This window comes from Dyadobacter soli, assembly GCF_900101885.1.
In the GTDB taxonomy this organism is placed as follows: domain Bacteria; phylum Bacteroidota; class Bacteroidia; order Cytophagales; family Spirosomataceae; genus Dyadobacter; species Dyadobacter soli.
Genome location: NZ_FNAN01000008.1, coordinates 1 through 22343, shown reverse-complemented (window position 1 = coordinate 22343; position 22343 = coordinate 1). Strand labels below are relative to the sequence as shown.

General features: G+C 49.3%; 23 protein-coding genes. 16 read left to right on the top strand and 7 right to left on the bottom strand.

The genetic code is table 11. The features are described from left to right. Positions 1 to 27 precede the first annotated feature (27 nt). From BLQ88_RS13840 to BLQ88_RS13815, 6 genes are all read left to right on the top strand, one after another. Positions 28 to 1089 carry a saccharopine dehydrogenase family protein gene (locus tag BLQ88_RS13840; RefSeq protein ID WP_090150779.1) on the top strand — a complete coding sequence of 354 codons (1062 nt, stop codon included), beginning with the start codon at positions 28 to 30 and terminating at the stop codon, positions 1087 to 1089. 6 nt (positions 1090 to 1095) lie between these two features. Beyond that, positions 1096 to 2634 (top strand): L-piperidine-6-carboxylate dehydrogenase, encoded by a 1539-nt coding sequence (gene amaB / locus BLQ88_RS13835; RefSeq protein WP_090150776.1) that lies wholly within the window; start codon positions 1096 to 1098, stop codon positions 2632 to 2634. 62 nt (positions 2635 to 2696) lie between these two features. Continuing rightward, positions 2697 to 2963: a PqqD family protein gene (locus tag BLQ88_RS13830; protein WP_090150773.1), complete on the top strand. Its 267-nt coding sequence runs from the start codon at positions 2697 to 2699 to the stop codon at positions 2961 to 2963. Positions 2964 to 2965: 2 nt separating this feature from the next. After that, the gene (locus BLQ88_RS13825; RefSeq protein WP_090150770.1) at positions 2966 to 3406 is read left to right on the top strand and encodes a lasso peptide biosynthesis B2 protein; all 441 of its coding nucleotides are present in this window, start codon (positions 2966 to 2968) and stop codon (positions 3404 to 3406) included. Between the two features lie 20 nt (positions 3407 to 3426). Next, complete coding sequence (locus tag BLQ88_RS13820; protein WP_090150767.1) at positions 3427 to 4344, top strand: serine kinase; 918 nt, start codon at positions 3427 to 3429, stop codon at positions 4342 to 4344. A 1-nt stretch (position 4345) separates the two neighbouring features. Then, the gene (locus tag BLQ88_RS13815) at positions 4346 to 5518 is read left to right on the top strand and encodes a nucleotidyltransferase domain-containing protein (protein ID WP_090150764.1); all 1173 of its coding nucleotides are present in this window, start codon (positions 4346 to 4348) and stop codon (positions 5516 to 5518) included. Here the strand turns inward: BLQ88_RS13815 and BLQ88_RS13810 are convergent. The 3 genes from BLQ88_RS13810 to rsfS all read right to left on the bottom strand — a co-directional run bounded on the left by BLQ88_RS13810 (position 5468) and on the right by rsfS (position 9032). Further along, on the bottom strand, positions 5468 to 6415 hold the full coding sequence (locus tag BLQ88_RS13810; protein ID WP_090150763.1) for an aldose 1-epimerase: 948 nt from the start codon (positions 6413 to 6415) through the stop codon (positions 5468 to 5470). The two genes, BLQ88_RS13815 and BLQ88_RS13810, sit on opposite strands and share 51 nt — an antisense overlap. 103 nt (positions 6416 to 6518) lie before the next feature. Further along, the gene (gene ftsH / locus BLQ88_RS13805; RefSeq protein ID WP_090150760.1) at positions 6519 to 8576 is read right to left on the bottom strand and encodes an ATP-dependent zinc metalloprotease FtsH; all 2058 of its coding nucleotides are present in this window, start codon (positions 8574 to 8576) and stop codon (positions 6519 to 6521) included. 72 nt (positions 8577 to 8648) lie between these two features. Next, complete coding sequence (gene rsfS, locus BLQ88_RS13800; RefSeq protein WP_090150758.1) at positions 8649 to 9032, bottom strand: ribosome silencing factor; 384 nt, start codon at positions 9030 to 9032, stop codon at positions 8649 to 8651. A gap of 45 nt (positions 9033 to 9077) precedes the next feature. Here rsfS and BLQ88_RS13795 point away from each other — a divergent pair, with 45 nt between their 5' ends. Further along, positions 9078 to 9845: a biotin--[acetyl-CoA-carboxylase] ligase gene (locus BLQ88_RS13795; RefSeq protein WP_090150754.1), complete on the top strand. Its 768-nt coding sequence runs from the start codon at positions 9078 to 9080 to the stop codon at positions 9843 to 9845. On the opposite strand, the gene BLQ88_RS13790 is transcribed toward BLQ88_RS13795, so the two are convergent. Continuing rightward, positions 9846 to 10175: a transmembrane 220 family protein gene (locus BLQ88_RS13790; protein ID WP_090150751.1), complete on the bottom strand. Its 330-nt coding sequence runs from the start codon at positions 10173 to 10175 to the stop codon at positions 9846 to 9848. It abuts the gene before it with no gap. 87 nt (positions 10176 to 10262) lie between these two features. Next, positions 10263 to 10964, bottom strand: coding sequence for a tetratricopeptide repeat protein (locus tag BLQ88_RS13785; RefSeq protein ID WP_090150748.1), 702 nt, complete (start codon positions 10962 to 10964; stop codon positions 10263 to 10265). A 287-nt stretch (positions 10965 to 11251) separates the two neighbouring features. Here BLQ88_RS13785 and fsa point away from each other — a divergent pair, with 287 nt between their 5' ends. Both fsa and BLQ88_RS13775 read left to right on the top strand, forming a co-directional pair. After that, on the top strand, positions 11252 to 11908 hold the full coding sequence (gene fsa / locus BLQ88_RS13780; RefSeq protein WP_090150746.1) for a fructose-6-phosphate aldolase: 657 nt from the start codon (positions 11252 to 11254) through the stop codon (positions 11906 to 11908). Positions 11909 to 12045: 137 nt separating this feature from the next. Then, the gene (locus tag BLQ88_RS13775) at positions 12046 to 12732 is read left to right on the top strand and encodes a cell division ATP-binding protein FtsE (RefSeq protein WP_176884993.1); all 687 of its coding nucleotides are present in this window, start codon (positions 12046 to 12048) and stop codon (positions 12730 to 12732) included. A gap of 68 nt (positions 12733 to 12800) precedes the next feature. Here BLQ88_RS13775 and porX read toward each other — a convergent pair whose 3' ends face one another. Both porX and kdsB read right to left on the bottom strand, forming a co-directional pair. Then, the gene (gene porX / locus BLQ88_RS13770) at positions 12801 to 14366 is read right to left on the bottom strand and encodes a T9SS response regulator signal transducer PorX (RefSeq protein ID WP_090150743.1); all 1566 of its coding nucleotides are present in this window, start codon (positions 14364 to 14366) and stop codon (positions 12801 to 12803) included. 163 nt (positions 14367 to 14529) lie between these two features. After that, entirely contained in the window at positions 14530 to 15273 is a 744-nt protein-coding gene (gene kdsB / locus BLQ88_RS13765; RefSeq protein ID WP_090150738.1) for a 3-deoxy-manno-octulosonate cytidylyltransferase, read from the bottom strand. 46 nt (positions 15274 to 15319) lie between these two features. Here kdsB and BLQ88_RS13760 point away from each other — a divergent pair, with 46 nt between their 5' ends. The 7 genes from BLQ88_RS13760 to BLQ88_RS13730 form a co-directional block, all read left to right on the top strand. Then, positions 15320 to 16108 (top strand): DUF4905 domain-containing protein, encoded by a 789-nt coding sequence (locus BLQ88_RS13760; RefSeq protein ID WP_176884992.1) that lies wholly within the window; start codon positions 15320 to 15322, stop codon positions 16106 to 16108. A 3-nt stretch (positions 16109 to 16111) separates the two neighbouring features. Further along, a complete protein-coding gene (locus BLQ88_RS13755; protein WP_090150733.1) occupies positions 16112 to 17104 on the top strand; it encodes a LysM peptidoglycan-binding domain-containing protein in 993 nt (330 codons plus the stop codon). 18 nt (positions 17105 to 17122) lie between these two features. After that, positions 17123 to 17335 (top strand): hypothetical protein, encoded by a 213-nt coding sequence (locus tag BLQ88_RS13750; protein ID WP_090150730.1) that lies wholly within the window; start codon positions 17123 to 17125, stop codon positions 17333 to 17335. After that, positions 17322 to 18122, top strand: coding sequence for a TIGR02757 family protein (locus BLQ88_RS13745; RefSeq protein WP_090150727.1), 801 nt, complete (start codon positions 17322 to 17324; stop codon positions 18120 to 18122). The genes BLQ88_RS13750 and BLQ88_RS13745 overlap by 14 nt, the downstream gene beginning before the upstream one ends. A 250-nt stretch (positions 18123 to 18372) precedes the next feature. After that, positions 18373 to 19968 carry a tail fiber domain-containing protein gene (locus tag BLQ88_RS13740; RefSeq protein WP_090150724.1) on the top strand — a complete coding sequence of 532 codons (1596 nt, stop codon included), beginning with the start codon at positions 18373 to 18375 and terminating at the stop codon, positions 19966 to 19968. 133 nt (positions 19969 to 20101) lie between these two features. Continuing rightward, complete coding sequence (locus BLQ88_RS13735) at positions 20102 to 21619, top strand: tail fiber domain-containing protein (protein ID WP_090150720.1); 1518 nt, start codon at positions 20102 to 20104, stop codon at positions 21617 to 21619. Positions 21620 to 21739: 120 nt separating this feature from the next. Then, on the top strand, positions 21740 to 22343 hold a 604-nt coding region (locus BLQ88_RS13730), incomplete at its 3' end, for a transposase (protein WP_143016847.1).

Sequence of the window (22343 nt, the reverse complement as noted above, 5' to 3'; positions counted from 1 at the left end):
TTCAACTAAAACCATTTAAAACTATACATGCAAAAAGTACTTGTGATCGGATTGGGAAAAGTGGGCTCGCTCGTCGCGACTTTGCTGAGCAAACGTTTCCAGGTTACCGGGGTCGACAAGGCCGAACCGGTCGTGCAGTTGCCCTTTGATGTAGTGGCCGGCGATGTAAACGATGGCGCGTTTCTGGATCAGGTACTGGCCGGTTTCGACGCTGTGGTGTCCTGTATGCCCTATAACCTCAACCTGCCCATCGCGCAACGCGCCCACAAGGCAGGAATCCACTATTTCGACCTTACGGAAGACGTTCCTACCACAGCCGCCATCCGCGAAATGGCCAAAGACAGCCGCAGCGTGCTTGCGCCCCAATGCGGTCTGGCGCCGGGCTTCATCGGCATTGTAGGAATGGACCTGGCCAAACGTTTTACCAAAATCCGTGATATCGAGCTTCGCGTAGGCGCATTACCGCGCTACCCGAACGGGCAGATGGGGTATTCGTTCACCTGGTCGCCAGCCGGTGTGGTAAACGAGTACCTGAACGACGCGGAGGTGATCCATAACGGCGTCCGCAAAATGGTACCCTCCCTCGAAGGCATTGAAATGATCAATATCGAAGGGCAGGAATTCGAAGCATTCAGCACCTCGGGAGGCCTTGCCACGATGTGTGAAACGCTGGAAGGAAAGGTGGATACATTGAATTACAAAACCATTCGCTATCCCGGCCATTGCAGCCTGATGCGCTTCCTGCTCTATGAGCTTTGCCTGAAAGATAAACGCGCATTGGTGGAAGAAATCCTCACCGAGGCCAAGCCGCCCGTGCAGCAGGACGTGGTGTATGTATACGCGGTAGTGGAAGGCTGGAAGGGCAGCCACCTCGAAAGGGAGGAGTTTTACGAGGCCTACCATCCGATCGAGATCGATGGCCAGCATTGGCGTGCCATTTCCTGGACTACGGCGGCCTCCATTGCGTCGGTAGTGGAGATGGTGGCAGACGGCACCTTGCCCGCAAGCGGGTTTATCCGGCAGGAGGACATTGCGCTGGCCGATTTTTTCAAGACGACGAACGGGCAGTTTTTCAGGAATGTAGGTTGAGTTGGTATGAAAGAAATAAATGTAATACTTGAAAAGCTGGGCATAACCGGTATTAATCATGGCGTGACAACGGGCCGGTCGGGCTGGCAGGGTGGTGGTGCATTGCTGGAATCGTTTTCTCCGGTCGACGGCCGGAAAATTGGTGCGGTATCACAAGCCGCGCGCACCGATTACGACCGTGTAGTGGAGACGGCGTCGCTCGCGTTCAAAACGTGGCGGAGCCTGCCCGCGCCGAAACGGGGGGAAATAGTGCGGCAAATGGGCGTCAAACTGCGTGAAAACAAGGAAGCGCTTGGCACGTTGGTCAGTTACGAAATGGGCAAGAGCTTGCAGGAGGGGCTAGGTGAGGTCCAGGAAATGATCGACATCTGCGACTTTGCAACCGGCCTTTCCCGCCAACTTTACGGCCTTACCATGCACAGCGAGCGCCCGCAGCACCGGATGTACGAACAATGGCACCCGCTGGGCGTGGTAGGCATTATTTCAGCATTCAACTTCCCGGTGGCGGTGTGGTCGTGGAACTCGATGATCGCGTGGATATGCGGGAACGTGTGCGTGTGGAAGCCGTCGGAGAAAACGCCGCTGACAGCCATTGCCTGCCAGCATATTATCCAGGACGTATTAAAGGAAAGTGATGTGCCCGAGGGCGTGTCGTGCATTGTTTCCGGTGGCCGCGACGTGGGCGAATGGCTCGCACAGGATAGGCGGATTGAGTTGGTATCGGCCACAGGAAGTATTCCAATGGGCCGCTCGGTAGGAGAGGCAGTAGCGCGGAGATTGGGAAAAAGCTTGCTCGAACTGGGCGGGAACAATGCGATCATCGTTACGCCCACAGCCGATCTGAAAGTAGCCATCCCCGCCATTGTTTTCGGGGCGGTCGGAACGGCCGGCCAGCGGTGTACCTCCACGCGTCGGCTGATCGTGCATGCATCAATATTTGAAGAGGTAAAAAACCGTTTGAAAAAGGCGTACGGCCAGTTGAAAATCGGTAACCCGCTGGATCCGACCCACCACGTTGGACCGTTGATCGATAGGCAAGCTGTGCTTCAATACCAACAAGCCGCAGAACAAATCAGACAGGCTGGTGGCACATTTGTGGTGGAGCCCGGCATACCGGAAGGCGATCAATATGCGTCGGGGTGCTACGTTTCGCCGTGCATTGCGGAAGTGGAAAACCATTGGGCGATTGTGCAGCACGAAACATTCGCACCCATCCTGTACCTGATGCGTTACAGCGATGCCGATGAGGCCATAGCATTACAAAACGATGTGCCACAGGGGCTTTCGTCCGCCATTTTTACGAATGACCTACGCGACGCGGAGCGCTTCTTGTCTTTCGCAGGCTCCGATTGTGGTATTGCCAATGTGAATATCGGTACATCCGGTGCGGAGATCGGTGGCGCATTCGGTGGGGAAAAAGAGACAGGCGGAGGCCGGGAATCAGGTTCGGATGCCTGGAAAGCCTATATGCGGCGCCAAACTAATACGATCAATTACGGTACCGCATTGCCGCTGGCACAGGGAATAAAGTTTGAGATTGAGTAATTAAAATTTCTAACTTTGTACAAAACGGTTGCACATTATACTTTCAGATTTAACTTTTCAGAATGAAATATCAGCTTACATCGGAACAGATCTCGTCCAAGGTTGCGGGGGAAACAGTAATTCTCAACCACAGCAAGGGTGCATATTATGGTTTGGACGAAGTAGGCGTGCTCATCTGGGATGCATTGGAGAAAGGACCGCAGACGATCGAAACGTTATGCGATGTGGTAACCAGCGAGTACGACGTAGATGCCGATACTTGTAAAAACGACATTGATGGTTTGTTGAAGGAGTTGATTTCGGAGCGACTGGTTGAAATAATCAAATAATTTTGGGCAAAATCGGTAAGCTGATAGGGAAATGGCGGAGCTTGTCCGGGCCGGAGAAATGGCTTTTCCTGCGGGCCTCGTGGTGCCTGCTGTGGATCAAGACCGGTCTTCTTTTGCTGCCATTTTCGGTGTTCAGGAAATGGTACCATCGCCTTAGCCGCCCGAGCCGGATTCGGGAGGCTGGCCGTGAAACTATGGAGCGGACCGTTTGGGCTGTGGATACCGCCGCAAACCTGCTGCCTTTTGAGCTTCTGTGCCTCCCCAGGGCACTCGCTACCAAATACCTGCTTCGCAATTCACCTGCATTAACCCTTGAAATCGGTATAGAGATCAATCCCGCCAAGCAATTCGAGGCGCACGCCTGGGTGGAACAGAATGGCAACATCATCATCGGCCGCTGGCCCGACACTGTTTCCTACAAACGCCTCTGGGTTTGGGAATGATTTAATTTGAATTTACACACATGCATCATTACACGGCCTTTGGCCTTCATATCCATTCAGAAATCTCCCTGCCCGAGCTCGCCGATGGTGACCCGCATTCGGCTACCGACGTTTTCATACGGAAAGGTATAGTTGAGCTGCCGCAAATGCGTCCTACGAAGATTTACCGACGCGGAATCAAGGCATTTTTCGGACAAGACACAGATCAGGCATTGTACCTGGATTGGGCCGGTGTAGCTTCTTTCAAAGCTTCCGGTGGTAACGAGCTGATCGTTTCCCCGGTTTCGACGGAAGGTAACGTTATCAGCCTTTTCACAGTCAGTGAAGCATTAGGTCTGATTTTGTTCCAAAAAGGACATTTTTTACTCCACGCGAGCTCAGTGGTGGTGGGCGACGAGGCGTGGTGCTTTATGGGTATGCCAGGAGCGGGGAAATCAAGCACGGCGGCTGCGTTTATCAAGGCGGGTTGCCGGTTGTTGAGCGACGATCTTACGGCAATTACATTTGATGAAGATCGGAAACCCGTAATCATTCCAGCATATCCGCAGCTTAAAATCTGGGAAAAAACAGTCAATGGCCTGCATTATAACGCCTCCGACCTTGAACCGGTCAGCGAAGGCGTCAACAAATTTGCCTATCAGCCGCGCGGTGAATTTTCAATGAAGGAAGTGCCGCTGAAAAAGGTCTTTTTCCTCCATAAGGCGCGGAACAAACCGGCGTTTCAAAATATCAATGCGGCTGAAATACCCGGCGAAATGCTGCGTAATTTTCCTTTGCCGACAACACTACTCAGCGGCGATAACCTCAAAAAACACTTTTTCCAAAGCCTTCAATGCGCCCAATCGGCCGAATTGTTCCGCAAAAGGCGGCCGGAAGGCTTCGATAACCTGGAAAAGTGGGTGGAAACGAGTGTCCGTGAACATTTAATCGCGGAATAGGATGCAGCGGATCAAAATTTCACGAGAACTGGCACATCTGATCGAGGCGGCAGTATCGCCGTCGGGTCACCAGCCGTTCGAGATAGAAGATAAAACTTTTGATCCGCAAAAATTTTCCTCCCTTGCCAGCTGGCACCAGATCCGGCCACTCGCATTCGAATATGTGCAGGAAAAGGAAATAACTCTTCCCGAAAATGAGTTGAGCGCGCTCCGCGAATTCACACTCGGGCAGGCTGTTACAAATATGGCATTCCTTGGAATCTGCGTCCGGATATACAATCGCTTGATTGATAGCGAGGTAAAGGCTTTTCCGATGAAAGGGGCATTATGGGCATGGATGCTCTACGACAAGCCTGTATTACGGGAATTCGGGGACATCGACTATTTCATTCGAAAAGAAGATGTATCCAAAAGTCTCGATATACTACTCGACGAGGGTTTTGCAGCCGACAGCTACCGCCATTATTTGCTTGAACAAAAGACCGTTGCAAGCGAATACCTCGATACCGACTATCAGCTGCCGCTCACACCGTTGCAGGAGCATACTTTGCAGTCTTTGGAAATACAATGGAACAGTACTTATCCACGGTACTGCTATAACTTTACCTGGGATGAGCTGGCCGGAAACCTGATCAGTTTCAGCATGCTGGGGAAACCCGTACTCGTGCCGGGGCTGGAAATGCAGCTGATTATGATGGTAATCCACCATGGCGGCGTCGAGCAGTGGGACAAGCTGAAATACATGGCCGATTTCGTGCGCCTGCTCGATAAATTTGGCGATTCGCTGGACTGGGCGTTGATCGAGAAGGTCACCCGGGCGAAAGGTTTCAACAGGCTCCTACTGGAATCGCTGGGTGTGGCGGGTTACCTTACGGGCCGAAATTACCTGACGCACGCGGGAGCGGCTGCACATTACCCTTCGGAAGTCTTCCTGAAAGATCTGCTCGCGCACTGGGAAAATGAACGCCCATCGTTGAAGACCAAAACCTGGCGCATTTTTCAATACAATATAAAATACCGCGACAAGTGGTCGGATAAACTTTCCATTGTCGCGGCACATATCGGGTATTTGACGCATTGGAGACTGCTGTGGTACAAAATGGTCTGGTACAGGACCAGGCCATCAAACGAGGCTGACCGTGATCGTGCCGTCAATGCTGTGTCCGGGCGCTAGGATATTCAGGCCTTCGCCGGTATTGAATGCATCCACATTGGCCGTGAGCGCCTCGATAGCTACGCAATCGCGTGCGGGAGGCGTGTATACGACTAGGTATTTGAACTTCCCTTCACCGGTTTCCTGCTCGATGCGCAGGGTTACATTCTGGTTCTTCGAGATCAATTCGGTTACTGCGTGGCCGCCGCTATTTTCTACGATAAAAGCGTTATCAAACTCTTTCCGGTGCAGCAATGCGGGCATTGCCATATCGAAAGGCTCTGTACCGATCGGGATGAGGTTTTCATTGAAAGTGACCAGCTTTTTCGATGGAATATTGATCTTCCAGGCCTCCACATCTTCATTCCCAAGCACCCAGTAGGGATGCCATCCAAACATCGCCGGGCAAGGTGCGTGTCCATTGTTTTTAGCCTCGTATTTCAGCTCGAAACGGCCGTCGGCATGCAGCGTGTAGCGTACTGAAAAGTGGACCTGAAAAGGATAACCTTCTGCATTATCGATCGTGTAGGATAGCTGAATGGACGCATTGTCTTCGTGAATAACCTGCTCGTCGAGATGGAAATGGTTTTTACGCACCAGTCCGTGAATGGCGTTGAGGCCGCCGTCTTCGTTTTTGTGTAACTGATATGCTTTACCCAAAAACTTGTATTTCCCTTCCGGAATGCGGCTTGCGAATGGGAAGAGCAGCTCGCTGGCGCTTTTCGTATCGGCTAGCAGCGCCGCCGGGGTGGGAGGTGTTTTCAGGACTGAGAAGAGTGTCAGCCCTTTGCGCAGCGATAGTTGCCGCACAATGCCTCCCAGCTCAGGGATTACTACCGCGCGGTTTTCAGTGGTAGTCTCGTGTATAACGTATTCAGTCAGGTCGCCGAATTGCTGTTTGAAAATTTCAAAGGACATTACTTTGAAGGTTTTAGGTAAGTGATTTAGATATATGGTAAAAATAATAGCCGGACAGGTTGATTTGTCCGGCTATCCATTATTTATTCATTTAAAAACCGCCTTATTCGTTGTCGGCGCTTTTTTCGGCTTCTGCCATTTCTTCTTCTTTACGATCTTTTTCGAGCGTGTGTTTCACCACTTCTTCGTGGATCGCAGCTTCTTCGTTCGAACGGCGGTTAATGTACGCCTGATAGCTCGTTTCCTTTTCATAAGGACGTTTACCGATCAGCTTTTCAAGGTCGGCCTGGAACAGGATTTCTTTTTCAAGAAGCTCTTTCGCCAGTACTTCCAATGCTTCACGTTTTTCAACCAGGAGGCCTTTTACGAATTGATACGCCTGATCAACCAGTTTTCTTACTTCTTCGTCAATCGCCTGTGAAGTCGATTCCGAGTAAGGTTTGGTGAATGCGTAGTCGCTTTGTTTCGAATCGTAGAATGAAATGTTACCGATGCGCTCGTTCATACCGTACATCGTCACCATGCTGTACGCCACTTTCGTAACGCGTTCAAGGTCGCTCAATGCACCGGTAGAGATCTTGCCGAATACCACATCTTCCGCGGCACGGCCACCCAATGTCATACACATCTCATCAAACAGCTGCTCGGTACGGTACAGATACTGCTCACGCGGGAGGTATTGTGCGTAACCCAATGCCGCCACACCACGTGGTACGATCGACACTTTCACCAAAGGATCGGCGTGTTCGAGGAACCAGCCTGCCACTGCGTGACCAGCCTCGTGGTAAGCTACGATTTGTTTCTCTTCCGGTGAAATCAGCTTGTTTTTCTTCTCCAAACCACCAATTACGCGGTCCATTGCGTCCTGGAAATCCTGCATGGTTACTTCCTCGCGGTTGCGGCGGGCGGCGATCAATGCTGCTTCGTTACAAACGTTCGCGATTTCAGCACCGGCAAAGCCAGGAGTTTGAGACGAAAGTTTCTGGATATTAACGTCGGTAGCCAGTTTCAATGGCTTCAAATGCACTTTGAAAATCGCCTCGCGACCGATAACGTCTGGTTTGTCGACGGAAATCTGGCGGTCGAAACGTCCCGGACGAAGCAATGCAGGGTCGAGTACGTCGGGGCGGTTGGTAGCTGCTACGATGATGATACCGGAGTCGGTTGCGAAACCGTCCATTTCCACGAGCAGGGAGTTCAATGTATTTTCGCGTTCGTCGTTGGAACCGGGCATTGCGCCACGGCCACGTGAACGCCCTACGGCGTCGATCTCATCGATGAAGATGATACAAGGTGCTTTTTCTTTCGCTTGCTTAAACAAGTCACGCACACGCGCCGCACCCACACCCACGAACATTTCCACGAAATCGGAACCTGAAAGTGAGAAGAATGGTACGCCTGCTTCACCTGCCACCGCTTTTGCGAGCAATGTTTTACCCGTTCCCGGAGGGCCTACGAGCAATGCACCTTTCGGGATTTTAGCACCGAGTTTCTTGAATTTGTCAGGGCTTTGGAGGTATTCTACAATTTCCTTGATCTCTTCTTTCGCTTCGTCAAGGCCGGCTACGTCGTTAAATGTGATCTTAACCTTGTTTTCCGCATCGAAAAGCGTCGCACGGGAACGGCCGATATTGAATATCTGGCCACCCGGGCCTACACCACCCGACATTCTGCCGAGGATGAAGTACATTACCAGGATCATGACAATGAAAAAGCCCCAGGTTCCGAGGAAGCTGGTCCAGTCGTTACGGGTATCTACTACAAAAGGCACCTTATCGTCATCCGGAGTGCCTTCCTGCATTTTATCGAAATCCTTCTTGAAGGTCTCCGCAGACGTTACCTGAAACTGGTAATGCGATGCACTTTCGCCGCCGAAATAGTTGTTTTCCTTTGCAACAACCCTGTATTTGTCGAGTTTGAGCGCCTCGGGTTTGAGCGTAACTTCTACCGATTTGTCATTCACAATAGTAACGCGCTCCACTTCCTTGTCGGCCATCATTTTTTCGAAACGCTTCTGAGTGGTTTCGCGGATGGTTGATGTGCGGTTAAGGTACGTGATTCCGAGTATAGTAGCGATCAGAGCGGCTATTATCCAACCTTGATATCCTTTTTGAGGACTTTTAGGGTTGAGTGGCCCCCTTTTGTTATCGTTTTCAGACATTCGTTCGTTTTAATTAAGAGGAAATATAATAAACAACAATCCCGGCGGGGCTAATGTTCGCCCGGCGGGCCTTTATACCATGGAGTCTTCCAGGTACGTCACCTCTGCATCTCCCCAAAGTTCTTCCAGATCGTAATGTTTGCGGCGTTCTTTGTTGAAAATATGTGCGACAACGTCCACATAGTCAATCAAAATCCATTCCCCATTCGCCTTACCTTCTTTCTGCCAGGGCTCTGTTTTGGATATTTTGTAAACTTCATCTTCAACCGAGTTGGCCAAAGCATCTATTTGCGTGTCGGAATTCCCCGAGCAAATCACGAAAAAGTCGGTTATTGAATTTTTTACTTTTCTGAGGTCTAATATGGCAATGTCCAAACCCTTCTTTTCTGTCATGCCCTTCACCACCAGTTCGGTGAGATCTTTTGAGGATAGTTCTTTATTTTTGCGTTCTTTCATGCGTTGTTATTTCCTTTTCTAAAACCCTAAAGTAAAACAAAAAAATTGTACAACTCTACACAGGACACGCTAATAATTGGTAAAAAAGTAATATATCTGCCAACTTGTCATTCCACCAACGACATAGCGGCTGAAATAGTACATGCGGGGCTGTTTGAGGAAGGAACGGTTGTCATCACCGATAATCAGGTAAAAGGAAGGGGGCAGCGCGGCACGGCCTGGAATGCCAATGCTGGTGAAAATCTTACATTTTCAGTGGTACTGACACCCCGTTTCCTGCCCATTCAGGAGCAGTTCCTGATCAGTCAGGTGACCGCATTGGCGATCCGCGCCTACCTGGGCAGCTACGTGCCCGATACGAAAGTGAAATGGCCGAACGACATTTATATGAACAACCGTAAAGCGGTGGGCGTATTGATCGAGAACTCGTTGCAGGGAACGCGCTATTCGACGTCAATCGTAGGTATCGGTGTGAATATTAACCAGGCAGTATTTGAAAATAACCACGCGACCTCGCTTGCGCGTGAGACAGGATCTGCATTCTCATTGGCGGAGGAATTTCATAAGCTTTTAAAGTACCTCGACGCCTACTATGTCAGGCTGCGTTCGGGGTTTCAGAATGACGCAATTCGTAATGAATATCTGAGTCATCTTTATGGTTATCAGCAGGATGTGAAATTTATCCATAAAGGAAATCTAACAAAAGGCTCGGTGACCGATGTGACACAGCTTGGAAAAATCCGTATCAAATTAGCCACCGAGCCGGAAGAACTGGAATTCGGTTTGAAAGAAATCGAATGGGTTAAGGAGTGATCAACCCCATTTCCCGATGACGGCCATCACAATGGCACAAATGCCCAGCCCGAGCGATTCACGCGCCAGTTCGATATTGAGGCTGCGCATGGCAGTTTCCCCAAAGAAAATACCTTCAAATTCGGGCGGCCATTGCAGGATCGCTGCCACCAGATAACCCGCGGCAAGTACATAAAACACCCATGACGGCCAAAGCTCCCGGAGGCCCATAAAGCAACCCAACGCTGCGAAGCTGTAAACGGCAATCCAAATACCGGAATCGGGGTCATTTAGCTGGAAATAGGCGAAAATGACGAAGATGACGCCGAAAAATATCTTTAAAAGTCTCATGACAAAGTGGGTTAAGAATATGATTATGTTAAAAAGCTGTTACCATGCGGTTATTAACCGTTTTTTACTGGTCTTTTAACATAACTTTTACTGACAAAATTGCGCCAATGCGTTCGCGGCGTCGCTATATCCCACGTTCAGAGCCTGTTTCAGGTTGGTGCAGCCCAAATCTTTTTCACCGTCGTTGATCTGCGCAAGGCCCAGTCCATAGAACGCTTTGCCATAAGCCGCATCGAGTTTGACGGTCTGGCGGAATGCCAATGCAGCCTTTTTGAAGTCTTTTTCGCGGTAGTAGGTATTCCCGAGGTTGTACCATGCCTGTTTGTTATTGGCGTCCAGCTGCGTTGCTTTTTCGAAATCTTTAATGGCGTCGGGCGTCTTGTCCATCAGTACGAGCAGCTGGCCACGGTTCAGGAAAACGTCGGCCGTATCGGGAGCAAGCTCGACGGATTTGTTGTAATCCGCGAATGCCGAATCCAGTTTGTTTTCATCCGTATAGAGCAATGCGCGGTTGAAATAAGGGCGGTAAGAAGCCGGTGCGAGCTTAATGGCCTGCGCGAAATCCAGTAATGCATTGTCATTTTCTTTCAATTCATAGTAAGCCACGCCGCGGAGGTTGAATGCGTCGGCATTGGTCGTGTTTTTTTCAATGGCTTTGTTGATGAATTCAATGGCTTCGCGGGTCTTGCCCTGTTGCATAAGCTCTTTGCCTTTTTGGAGAAACGCGTCGGAAGATTGGGAGCAGGAGTAAAGGAAAATCAGAAAAAATAAAAAAAATAATCGAGGCATACTGGTTCATTTCTAGTTGTTTCGCACAAAAGTAAGGCGAAACGTTACACGAATGTTTTCTTTTTGTGAATAAAATGTCCTTATCTTTGCACCCGGCAAATCGGAACTACCAGCTCCTTTCGAATCCCCCAGGTCCTGACGGAAGCAAGGGTAGATGGTCGATGCGGTGAGATTCTCGGTTTGCCTTTTTTTATTTCTTCGCCTCGGGTTATTCCATCTTTCTTTCTTTTTGCTTTTGTTCAGGGTTTTCTACTTTTGTGGAATATTCTAACCAATAAATTTTCAATATGAAATTTTTCATTGATACTGCGAACCTGAACGAAATTCGGGAAGCGCAGGCACTTGGTGTTTTGGACGGTGTTACTACCAACCCATCTTTGATGGCGAAAGAAGGAATTACAGGTAAGGATAATATAATGCGTCACTACAAAGCTATCTGCGACATCGTGGATGGTGATGTAAGTGCGGAAGTAATCTCGATTGATTTCGAAGGAATGGTTCGCGAAGGTGAAGAGCTGGTGGAGATCGACGAGAAAATCGTGGTGAAAATCCCGATGATCAAAGAAGGTATCAAAGCATTGAAATATTTCTCTTCCAAAGGCATCCGCACCAACTGTACGCTGATTTTCTCGGCAGGTCAGGCGCTTGTTGCCGCGAAAGCCGGTGCTACTTACGTTTCTCCATTCGTAGGTCGCCTGGACGATATCTCAACTGACGGTATCGGCCTCATCGAGCAGATCCTTACTATTTACAGAAACTACGGTTTCGATACGCAGGTACTCGCGGCTTCGGTACGTCACCCAATGCACATCATCCAATGCGCAGAAGTAGGTTCGGACGTAATGACCGGCCCATTGAGCGCGATCGAAGCATTGCTGAAACACCCATTGACCGATATCGGTCTGGAGAAATTCCTTTCTGACTACAAAAAAGGTAATTCATAATCGTTTGTCACGCTGAGCGTAGTCGAAGTGCAAATGCAGTACGCTTCCGTACGGACTGTCTTCGACTCCGCTCAGACTGACATTTACCACACTATCCATTTCGAGCATTCGCTCACATTTACACAAAGCACAAACTCATGACCATCGATTCGACGGAGCCAATAATCAGACTGGAAAGGGCAGATATTTATCAGGGTGAGAGGCCTGTTTTGAACGACGTTCATTTTGAGATCAATAAGGGCGAATTCGTTTACCTTATCGGCCGTACCGGTAGTGGCAAGAGCTCGCTTTTAAAAACACTATACGCCGATTTATGGCTGCATACCGGTTCTGCCAAAGTGGCCGGTTATGAGCTGCACAACATTAAAAGGGCTGATATTCCCTTCCTTCGCCGCCGCATAGGCATTGTATTTCAGGATTTTCAACTCCTTTCCGACCGTTCTGTCGAGGATAACCTTGCATTCGTGCTGCGCGCGACGGGATGGGAAGACAAAGGCAAAATTTCCAAACGCATTGCCGAAGTATTGATGCAGGTAGGCCTCGGAACTGCCCAGAAAAGAATGCCGCACCAGCTTTCCGGTGGTGAGCAGCAGCGCGTGGTAATCGCGCGGGCAATGCTCAACGAACCACAAATCCTGATCGCCGATGAACCAACGGGTAACCTCGACCCAGAAGTGGGCGATCAGATCATGCAGGTTTTCCGCACGATCAACAATGCGGGAACGGCGATCCTGATGGCAACGCACAACCACGACTTTCTGAAACGCTTCCCCGCCCGCGTGATCAAATGCGAGAACGGAGGGATAACTGTTACCGATAATTGATATTAGATCTAAGCATTAAAAAAGGGCGTCTGAGTTGATCAGACGCCCTTTTACATATTGAAACTTCCTTATTTCGCTTTCATATCAATTACCGGAATGATCATCTCTTCGAGCGACACGCCGCCGTGCTGGAAAGTGTCGCGGTAGAGGTTCACGTACTGGTTGTAGTTGTTCGGGTAGGCGAAGAAATAATCCTCTTTGGTGAACACATACGACGTCGAAACGTGTGGTTTCGGCAGGAAAATGCGTTCCGGTTTGCGGCACACCATCAAATGGTTGTCGTCGAAGCCCAGGTTTTTGCCGTGTTTGTAACGGAGGTTCGTATTCGTTTCGCGGTAACCGATGATTTTCACCGGTTTCTGCACGCGGATCATGCCGTGGTCCGTCGTGAGAATGAGGCGACCTTTCTTTTCCGCGATTTTACGGATGAAATCGAGCAGCGGCGAATGCTGGAACCACGAGCGGGTGATCGAGCGGTAAGCTGCTTCGTCGGGTGCGAGTTCCTTGATCATCTGGACGTCTGTACGCGCGTGGGAAAGCATATCCACAAAGTTGTAGACAATCACATTCAACTGGTTGGTCAGCAGGTTATTGAAAGTATCCACCAATGCTTTGCCCTGGTTGGTATTCAATATCTTGTTGTATGAAAACTTGATGTTCAAGTGGTTCATTTCCAGCTGTTTTTGAAGGAAATCCTGCTCGTGGTTGTTCAGGCCTTCTTCGCCCTCCGGCGTATTTTCATCGCTTACCCACCATTGCGGGTGCTTGCGCTCCATTTCACTCGGCATAAGGCCCGAGAAGATCGCATTACGCGCGTAACCGGTGGTAGTAGGCAGAATAGAATAGTAGGATGACTCTTCCTCGATATTGAAAAACTCCTGCAAAATCGGCTGGATCATCTTCCATTGATCATAACGGAAATTGTCGATCAGCAGGAAGAACAGCGGCTCGCTCGACCCTTTCAGGTGTGGGAATACCTTCTGTTTCATCAATTGGTGCGAGAGAACAGGCTTATCGGAACGCGGGTCGTTTAGCCAGTTTTCATATTCGTCCTCAATGAATTTGCAGAAATTCGAATTGGCTTCGCTCTTCTGCATACTGAAAACCTCGGCCATACCCTGGTCGTCAGAACTTTCGAGTTCGAGCTCCCAGTAAATGAGCTTTTTATAGATATCCGCCCATTCCTCGTGACCAATGCGATCCTGGTATTGCATAGCCAGGTTGCGGAATTCCTGCTGATAGCTGAGCGTTGTTTTTTCAGTCACCAGACGTTTGTTGTCCAGTATTTTTTTAACCGAAAGGAGTATTTGATTCGGGTTCAAGGGTTTGATGAGGTAATCATCGATTTTGGAGCCGATCGCATCCTCCATAATGTGCTCCTCTTCACTTTTCGTGATCATTACTACCGGCAGGTTCGGCTGCTGCTGTTTGATCTGCGCGAGGGTTTCAAGGCCGGTCATACCCGGCATCATTTCGTCGAGGAAAACAATGTCAAACCGGTCATTCTCAATGCGATCCAGCGCATCCGCGCCGCTGTTCACGGGCGTCACGTTGTAACCTTTATTGGTGAGGAACATGATATGCGGTTTGAGGAGATCTATTTCGTCATCGGCCCAAAGGATGTTATATTGCATAAGGCGGTTTTTTCAAGTGGTAATTAGTTTAAAACAATAAAAGGCTAACGCATCGGAAGAAGCAGGTCGTATACGTAAAACGGTTTTAACGTTTTTTAAGAAATATACGGCTAATCCTTATACGTTAACCTTCCTTGTAAAAAATGCATTCCACAAAGGCCTGTTATGGCAAAAATTTTCTGGTAACCCGGTCCAGGTCGTCGGGCGTGTCCACGCCATGCGAATCGTCGGAGGTGACTACGGCCTTGATCGCATAACCGTTTTCCAGCCAGCGGAGCTGTTCCAATGCTTCCGCTTTTTCCAGCGACGACACCGGGAGCTTGGTGATTTCAGCCAAAACATCGGTGCGGTACGCGTAAATGCCAATATGCTTGTAAAAAACGTGTGATTTCAGAAACTCGTCCTGGCTTTGCGCATTGCGCAGGTAGGGGATTGTTTGCCTGCTGAAATACATGACCTCATTTCGCTTGTTCAAAACCGCCTTTGGCACATTCACATTGAAGAGAATTTCGTCATTATCGATGATTTTCACCAATGTAGCCAACTCAGTTTCACCATTCAGGACAGAGGCTAAATGGTCGATCGGCTCGGGGCTGATGAACGGTTCATCGCCCTGGATGTTAATCAGGTAGTCGTATTGGCCTTCCGTTTTGGTTAATGCTTCAAAGCAGCGGTCGGTGCCGCTTTGGTGGTCTTGCGAGGTCATTACCGCCGTGCCGCCGAACTCGCGGACGTGGTTCAGTATTCTTTCATCGTCGGTCGCTACGATAACCTGATCCAGTTGAGTAGCTTTGGACGCTTGTTCGTAAACCCGCTGGATCATGCTTTTTCCCCCAATATCCACCAATGCCTTGGCGGGAAAGCGGGTAGAAGCATAGCGGGCCGGTATTATTCCTATAATGCGCACGAGGTCGTTGTCAGTTTAAATGGGAGTTCAAAATAAAGGTAAAAAATTGCAAAATCTTTTTTCGTTCCGTTTTTCCGAAAACATCTGGCGCGTTATGCCCGATGCTGATCCGGATAGTTCGCTGTGGGCCATTGAGTTACGCAATGCGGAGCTGCGGGAAGTGTCGTTCGCGGTGATCGATACGGACAGTTTCATGGTAAGGTGGCAGAGGCAAGTGGAGGGAACCGACTGGTGGACATCACTTACCGCTTTTGCGGATAACCGCTATTACTTACACAACTACCGCTATCCCGAAGTCCCCGAGCCGACCGACTTGCTGGCGGTGAATGCGGAAACCGGGTTGCTGTCGTGGGTACTAGCCAACCATTTACTGGTAAAAAATGCGGGAAAGGGCTTGCTGGAAGTGGCTATCAAGCAAGGAGATTCATTCAAACACCAGCATTGCAATGCGTCTACCGGCGAGCTGCTGCCATTGAATACCAGCCTTCCCGAATCGGCCGACGCAATAATTTTAGCCGAACCCGTTCGTTACATCGAAGGGAATATGTACTTCGATCGCCTCGCCCAATTTATTAGCGACGCAACTGGCGGTCACATCCCCGTAGCCATTGATTATTTGGAGAAAAGACCCTATATAATCTTTTCTTATTATATTTACGAGCAAGATAAAACAGTGCAATACCTCCTCATAGTAACCGATCAGAAACAACAGGTTTTACACGAGAAACTTTCGGAAGAGCGGGAAGGAACAGGCCGCTCGACGATGATGCTGAAAGCGTCCACACTGGTTTATCTGAAAAATAGCAACGAGTTTTCGAGTTTAACGCTTTCATAATAAATGAAATACATTTTTTGCCTGGCCCTTTTGGCAGGATTGATGACAGGCTTGACGAGTGCCCGGGCTAAGGGATTGAATGCTGTTGACTCCGTGGGGGTCGAGAAGGTAGGAGGGAAGATTTTCGTTATACATAAGGTTAATCCGGGCCAGACGATGTTTGCCGTCGTGCGCCAGTACGGAACTACCATTCACGCCTTACGCGAAGCCAACCCAGGCATGAGCGATCAGATCCAGTCGGGACAAACGATACGGGTGCCTTACACCCCGAAAGTCACAAAAAAAGACTCCAAAAAGGAAGATAAGAAAGAAGAGAAAAAGGAATTGGTCAAGGCTGAGGTGAAAGAAACCAAGCCAGTTGCCGATACGCCGACGGCTGCCACGAGTACATCCGCGCCATCGGCCGCCTCGGCTACTGCGGCTCCTGCCAATGGTATTCACAAAGTCGAGCCAGGTCAGACATTGTACCGTGTTGCAGTGAAATACGGCGTTTTGATGGCCGATCTCCGCAAGTGGAACAATCTCACTGACGATAATCTTAAAGACGGTCAGGAGCTGATCGTCAGTGAAAAAGGAGCGGAAAAGGCCGCTGCCCCGGTAGCGACGCCGCCAGCGCCCAAGGTTGCGACTACGGTGGTGAAAGACTCCGTGAAAGCGAAAACGGCGGTTCCGGAGAAAGTGGTGAAGCCTGTGGAGGAAGTAGCCCCGCCAAAAGTGGTCAAAAGCAAGAAAAAGTCCGAGTCGGGACTGGCAGAGGTGATTGAAACAGACGAAAGCACCAGCAAATTCCTGGGTCTGCACCGTACTGCGCCGATCGGGTCGCTGGTAGAGGTTTTGAATGAATATAACCAGGAAAAAATCATCGTCCGCATCATCGGCCGCATTCCCGACACCAGCGTGAACGACGACATCGTGATCAAGCTGTCGTCGCGCGCATTTGAAAAAGTTTCTCCTAACAGCAAACGATTCAGGGCCGTAGTGAGTTATCTTGAATAACGACGGTAAAACTATATCATGAAACACGCACCACAGTTCCGTTCCAAAAGGGAGGAGGAGCGCGAAGCACTCAAAAATACCCTTGGATACAAGGTTTGGACCGTTATGTTCACTCTGCTGTACCCTTTTATCGCCATTTTTACATTCCTTTTCTCGGGGATTGTAATGATTTTCTCAGGTATCTCACGCGTGCTGGCTTACCTGTTCGGAGGTAGCCATGCCAGACGTTGATCCAACCGCCTATCCGCCGGAATATGTTGCTGAACTGCTCGAAGGAAAAGTAGCGCAATACAACCAACCGGATTTCATTCCTTTCGACCCGATCAGCATCCCGCACCGGTTTTCAGTAAAGCAGGATATTGAAATCATGGGTTTCTGGGCCGCGGTACTCGCCTGGGGCCAGCGCAAAACCATCATCAATAAATGCCTCGAGCTGGCCGCATTAATGGACAATGCGCCGTACGACTTCGTGCGCAACCACCACGAAAGCGACCTGAAACCGTTCCTGCATTTCAAACACCGGACATTTAACGCGACCGACACGCTCTATTTCCTGCATTTCTTTCAGGAATACTACAAAATCCACGACTCGCTGGAATTCGCATTCAGCAGCCACATGAAATCTGGTGACATTACCATAGAGAATGCGCTCATCGGCTTCCACGACCAGTTTTCCGACTCCGAAAACTTCCCCACACGTACGCGCAAGCACATCGCTACACCCGCGCGCAAGTCCTCCTGCAAGCGCCTGAACATGTTCCTGCGCTGGATGGTGCGCAAGGACAACAACGGCGTCGACTTCGGCATCTGGGACACCATCCGCCCAGCACAGCTCGTGTGCCCCTGCGACGTGCATGTAGACCGCGTTGCACGCGTCCTCGGACTCATCAAACGGCCCACAACCGATTGGCAAACTGCTACCGAGCTCACCGCTTCTCTGCGCTTGCTTGATCCTCATGACCCTGTGAAGTATGACTTTGCATTGTTTGGATTGGGGATTGAGGGGTTCGCGAGTTGAGGAGTTCAACTATTTCATATTTATCGTTCCCAATAGTGTGTATAAGAACATACTTTGGCGATGAGATTTAGTCTATGGTTTTAGCGGAATCAGATGGGGCAATATTCTTGTTCTAGACCCGATACTGTGTTGGTCCGTAAAATAGTCCAAAACCCTCCATTGCTCAATACATTTGGTGCTGATGAGCCTGATTGACAGATTTATATTAATTACAAGAATTCAATATAAATCACTGACAACAATCAAGCACATGAAAAAATGGTACAGAATGACAGGCACATTTATTATTGGACTAGGCATTTTTAGCCATGTGAACGCACAGACGCAATATGGAATGGGAGCAGGAATGGTCGGTGCTGGCAGGGCTTTCTTTGGCACAGATGCCGGTAAGATCAACGGAGTCACAGGAATCAACAATTCATTTATAGGACACCAGGCCGGCGCGAACAATACCTCAGCTGTCGAATGTACCTTCATTGGGTTTCAGGCGGGTCTTTCTAATAGCAATGGAGGCGGTAATACTTTTGTCGGGGCGTCGTCAGGTAATATGAATGTCGATGGAACAAATAACGTATTTCTCGGGATAAAGGCAGGGCAGTTCAGCACCTCGGGAGACGGGAATGTATTTATTGGGACGGCTGCCGGCATTGTCAATTCGGCCGGCGATGGGAACGTGGCGGTCGGATTCCAGGCCTATCAAGGGTTTGGGAGCGGTAATTGCGCCGTTGGATACCGAGCCTCGTTCGTGGGAGGTGGTAATAACAATACTACCTTGGGGAATTCTGCCGGTTATTCGAATCAGGGTGGAATAGAAAATGTATTCCTTGGTTATAATTCAGGCTACAAAAGTTTGGGCGGGTTAAATAGTTTTGTAGGCGCCAAGTCGGGATATAGTAATTCCGACGGGCACTACAATGCCTTTTTCGGGTATGAAGCGGGTTACAGCAATACCACCGGTGGACGAAATACGTATCTGGGTTACGCGGCAGGGGGCTCGCCTACACTAATTAATGCGACTGCACTTGGGGCCGAAGCAAATGTTACAGCAAGCAACAGCATCGTATTAGGGAAAAAAGCCAATGTCGGCATTGGCTACTCTGCTCCATCCTTCCAACTCCACCTCAGCACCGACGCCGCTGCCAAAGCCGGCTCGCCCGACTGGACGGTAGCCTCCGACAGCCGCCTCAAAAGAAACATCACTGACTTCACCGACGGCCTCGACCTCCTGAAACAAATCCGCCCCGTCTGGTTCCAATACAATGGCCAGGCAGGTATTGAAACCGCCGACAAGAAGTTTGTAGGCATCATCGCGCAGGAAATGCAGAAGATTGCGCCTTACACAATCGGCACATTCACGCATCAGGATTCCGTAGGCAACAAAACGGAATACCTGGATTACGACGCCAATGCGGTGACTTACGTTTTGATCAACTCTGTGAAGGAGCAGCAGCGGGTGATTGAGGAAAAGGAAGCGAGAATTGCGGTATTGGAGAAGAACCAGCAGGATTTGCTCGCGCGGCTGGAAGTACTTGAACAGAATTCGCTTGGCTCGAAAACAGTTCCTAGAAAGGCGGATCAGAGCATTGAGACACCTTTCCTGGAACAGAACGTTCCTAATGGCTTTTCGCAAAATACTTGTATTGGATATTATGTGCCTGACTCTGCGAAGGCGGCCGCGATTAATATATATAATTCCAAGGGTGTGAAGATCGCTACCCGTGTCATTACGGCGCGTGGAAAAGGTGAAATGGTATTTTCTGCCGAAAGCTTGCAAAGCGGTATTCTGCTGTATGAGTTGATGGTTGATGGCAGGAGCGTGGGAGGCAGAAAGATGCTAATCGAATAAGACTTTCCGACAAATAACCAGAGCTATCCTTTGCTTCAATAATTTCTTTGCATACAGACCCGCCGCGTCAGATTTGCATTGGTTACAAAATTCGTCATGGGTAAGTCACACCCGTTTAAACAATTTAGCTATTATGAAAAAATGCTACAAAATGGCGGGCACGCTCCTGGCCGGAGTATGCTTGGTTACACAGGTAAACGCACAAACGCATTATGGGCTAGGTGCTGGTACGCAGGGGATAGCGCATTCGTTTTTTGGAGTAGACGCTGGAAAAGTCAATACAGGTTCATATAGTACTTTTATCGGACAAGGGGCAGGAGAGTCGAACTCTACAGGTACAAGTAATACGTTTCTGGGTAGTTATGCTGGCAATGTCGGTAATACCACGGGATCGTTCAACACATTTATTGGAAATGTCGCGGGCTACAATAGCAATGGGAACGATAATACATTCCTCGGTTTTGCGGCAGGCAATCAAAATAAGGTAGGAAATGATAATACGTTCATTGGAGTTTCAGCAGGCAATAAAAACCAAGGAGGAAACCAGAACACATTCCTTGGTAACCGTGCTGGTTCTGCTGATTCCCATGGGAATGAAAATGTCATGGCCGGATTCAAAAGTGGATATTTGTCAGGTGGAGCGGATACTGGAAACGCGTTTTTTGGCAGTTGGTCGGGCTACGAAAGTAAAGGGAATTACAATTGCTTTTTTGGATTTAAAGCAGGGTATGCCAATACGAGCGGTAGTAACAATACCTATTTAGGTTATATGAGTGGAGGGAGTGCGACACTAGTGAATGCTACGGCGATAGGAGCGAATGCGCTGGTTACAGCCAGCCATAGTATTGCATTAGGTAATAGTGCAAAAGTCGGCATCGGCTACTCCGCTCCATCCTTCCAACTCCACCTCAGCACCGACGCCGCTGCCAAAGCCGGCTCGCCCGACTGGACGGTAGCCTCCGACAGCCGCCTCAAAAGGAACATCACTGACTTCACAGACGGCCTCGACCTCCTGAAACAAATCCGCCCCGTCTGGTTCCAATACAATGGCCAGGCAGGCATTGAGACGGGCGATAAGAAGTTCGTAGGCATTATCGCGCAGGAAATGCAGAAGATTGCGCCTTACACAATCGGCACATTCACGCATCAGGATTCATTAGGCAACAAAACGGAATACTTGGATTACGACGCCAATGCGGTGACTTACATATTGATTAATTCCGTGAAGGAACAGCAGGAAGTGATCGAACAGAAAGATTTAGAATTGAAGGAAATGAATGCACAGGTAGCAGCGCTTTCAAAGCGACTTGAACAGTTGGAGCGCATTGTGGCTTCAAACACGGCAAAGCCGTTGACAGGCAGCGCCGCCCGCGTCGAACCGAATGGGACTGGTGTAATCGTTGAACAAAATGTGCCTAATGGCTTTTCTGAAAGTTCGGCGATCAGGTACTTCGTCCCGAATTCGGTGAAGGAGGCCAGAGTTGATGTGTATTCGGTGAGTGGTGTTAAAGTTAATTCCTATCCGGTGAAAGAACGGGGAGAGGGACAACTGACCATTTCTGCCGATGACTTTCCAAACGGCGTGTTTCTTTATGATCTGGTAACTGATGGTAAGAGCAACGGCGTGAAGAAAATGGTGATTCAGAAGTAAGATTGTTGAACTAAATAAAATGCAAAAGAGGGTGTCTCAAAAAGGCATCCTCTTTCAATTTTCAAAGCTTTGGCGATTTCCTGCGATTGATTATCTTTAGATATTAGCAATCCAGGATCGATGGCCCGACGACAACCTACCTTCAAGCCTTATCATCAGCAGCAATTAATGCTGCTTCCTCCCAGTTTGGATGAGTTGATCCCCAAAGACCATGCTTGCCGTGTGGTCAACGATGTGATCAATAGCATCAGTTTGGAGCCGCTTCATGCAGCCTATCACACGATCGGATCATCGAGTTACCATCCGCAGATGCTTTTAAAAGTGCTTGTTTACGGTTATGTGAGCAACATCTATTCAAGCCGTAAACTAGAAGCAGCTTGTAAAGAGAGCATTTACTTTATCGGGGCCGCCCGGCGGTTTTTGAGCTCGATGAGCTATCCTGACCATAATACGATCAACCGGTTCAGGGGTGTGCGTTTGAAAGATGCATTGCGGAAAATTTTTGAAGAAGTGGTGCTGTTATTGGCTCAGGAAGGGCTTTTAAGCATTGAGGAGGTCTACACAGATGGGACTAAGATTGAAGCGAATGCCAATAAGTACACTTTCGTGTGGCGGAAGGCAATTGCCACTAATAAGGAAAAGATCAAGAAGCAGTTAGCCCACATCTGGGAATACGCCCAAAGCGTGGCCACGGCCGAAGATAGCCTTCCCGATCCGCCCGATT

What these genes read in the sequence shown, in the direction of transcription:
- BLQ88_RS13815 (WP_090150764.1), top strand. Translation starts at nt 4,346, where the DNA reads ATGCAGCGGATCAAAATTTCACGAGAACTGGCACATCTGATCGAGGCG.
- BLQ88_RS13830 (WP_090150773.1), top strand. Translation starts at nt 2,697, where the DNA reads ATGAAATATCAGCTTACATCGGAACAGATCTCGTCCAAGGTTGCGGGG.
- BLQ88_RS13750 (WP_090150730.1), top strand. Translation starts at nt 17,123, where the DNA reads ATGAAACACGCACCACAGTTCCGTTCCAAAAGGGAGGAGGAGCGCGAA.
- BLQ88_RS13785 (WP_090150748.1), bottom strand. Translation starts at nt 10,964, where the DNA reads ATGCCTCGATTATTTTTTTTATTTTTTCTGATTTTCCTTTACTCCTGC.
- fsa (WP_090150746.1), top strand. Translation starts at nt 11,252, where the DNA reads ATGAAATTTTTCATTGATACTGCGAACCTGAACGAAATTCGGGAAGCG.
- BLQ88_RS13820 (WP_090150767.1), top strand. Translation starts at nt 3,427, where the DNA reads ATGCATCATTACACGGCCTTTGGCCTTCATATCCATTCAGAAATCTCC.
- BLQ88_RS13840 (WP_090150779.1), top strand. Translation starts at nt 28, where the DNA reads ATGCAAAAAGTACTTGTGATCGGATTGGGAAAAGTGGGCTCGCTCGTC.
- porX (WP_090150743.1), bottom strand. Translation starts at nt 14,366, where the DNA reads ATGCAATATAACATCCTTTGGGCCGATGACGAAATAGATCTCCTCAAA.
- BLQ88_RS13810 (WP_090150763.1), bottom strand. Translation starts at nt 6,415, where the DNA reads ATGTCCTTTGAAATTTTCAAACAGCAATTCGGCGACCTGACTGAATAC.
- BLQ88_RS13755 (WP_090150733.1), top strand. Translation starts at nt 16,112, where the DNA reads ATGAAATACATTTTTTGCCTGGCCCTTTTGGCAGGATTGATGACAGGC.
- amaB (WP_090150776.1), top strand. Translation starts at nt 1,096, where the DNA reads ATGAAAGAAATAAATGTAATACTTGAAAAGCTGGGCATAACCGGTATT.
- BLQ88_RS13775 (WP_176884993.1), top strand. Translation starts at nt 12,046, where the DNA reads ATGACCATCGATTCGACGGAGCCAATAATCAGACTGGAAAGGGCAGAT.
- BLQ88_RS13740 (WP_090150724.1), top strand. Translation starts at nt 18,373, where the DNA reads ATGAAAAAATGGTACAGAATGACAGGCACATTTATTATTGGACTAGGC.
- ftsH (WP_090150760.1), bottom strand. Translation starts at nt 8,576, where the DNA reads ATGTCTGAAAACGATAACAAAAGGGGGCCACTCAACCCTAAAAGTCCT.
- BLQ88_RS13735 (WP_090150720.1), top strand. Translation starts at nt 20,102, where the DNA reads ATGAAAAAATGCTACAAAATGGCGGGCACGCTCCTGGCCGGAGTATGC.
- BLQ88_RS13790 (WP_090150751.1), bottom strand. Translation starts at nt 10,175, where the DNA reads ATGAGACTTTTAAAGATATTTTTCGGCGTCATCTTCGTCATTTTCGCC.
- rsfS (WP_090150758.1), bottom strand. Translation starts at nt 9,032, where the DNA reads ATGAAAGAACGCAAAAATAAAGAACTATCCTCAAAAGATCTCACCGAA.
- BLQ88_RS13745 (WP_090150727.1), top strand. Translation starts at nt 17,322, where the DNA reads ATGCCAGACGTTGATCCAACCGCCTATCCGCCGGAATATGTTGCTGAA.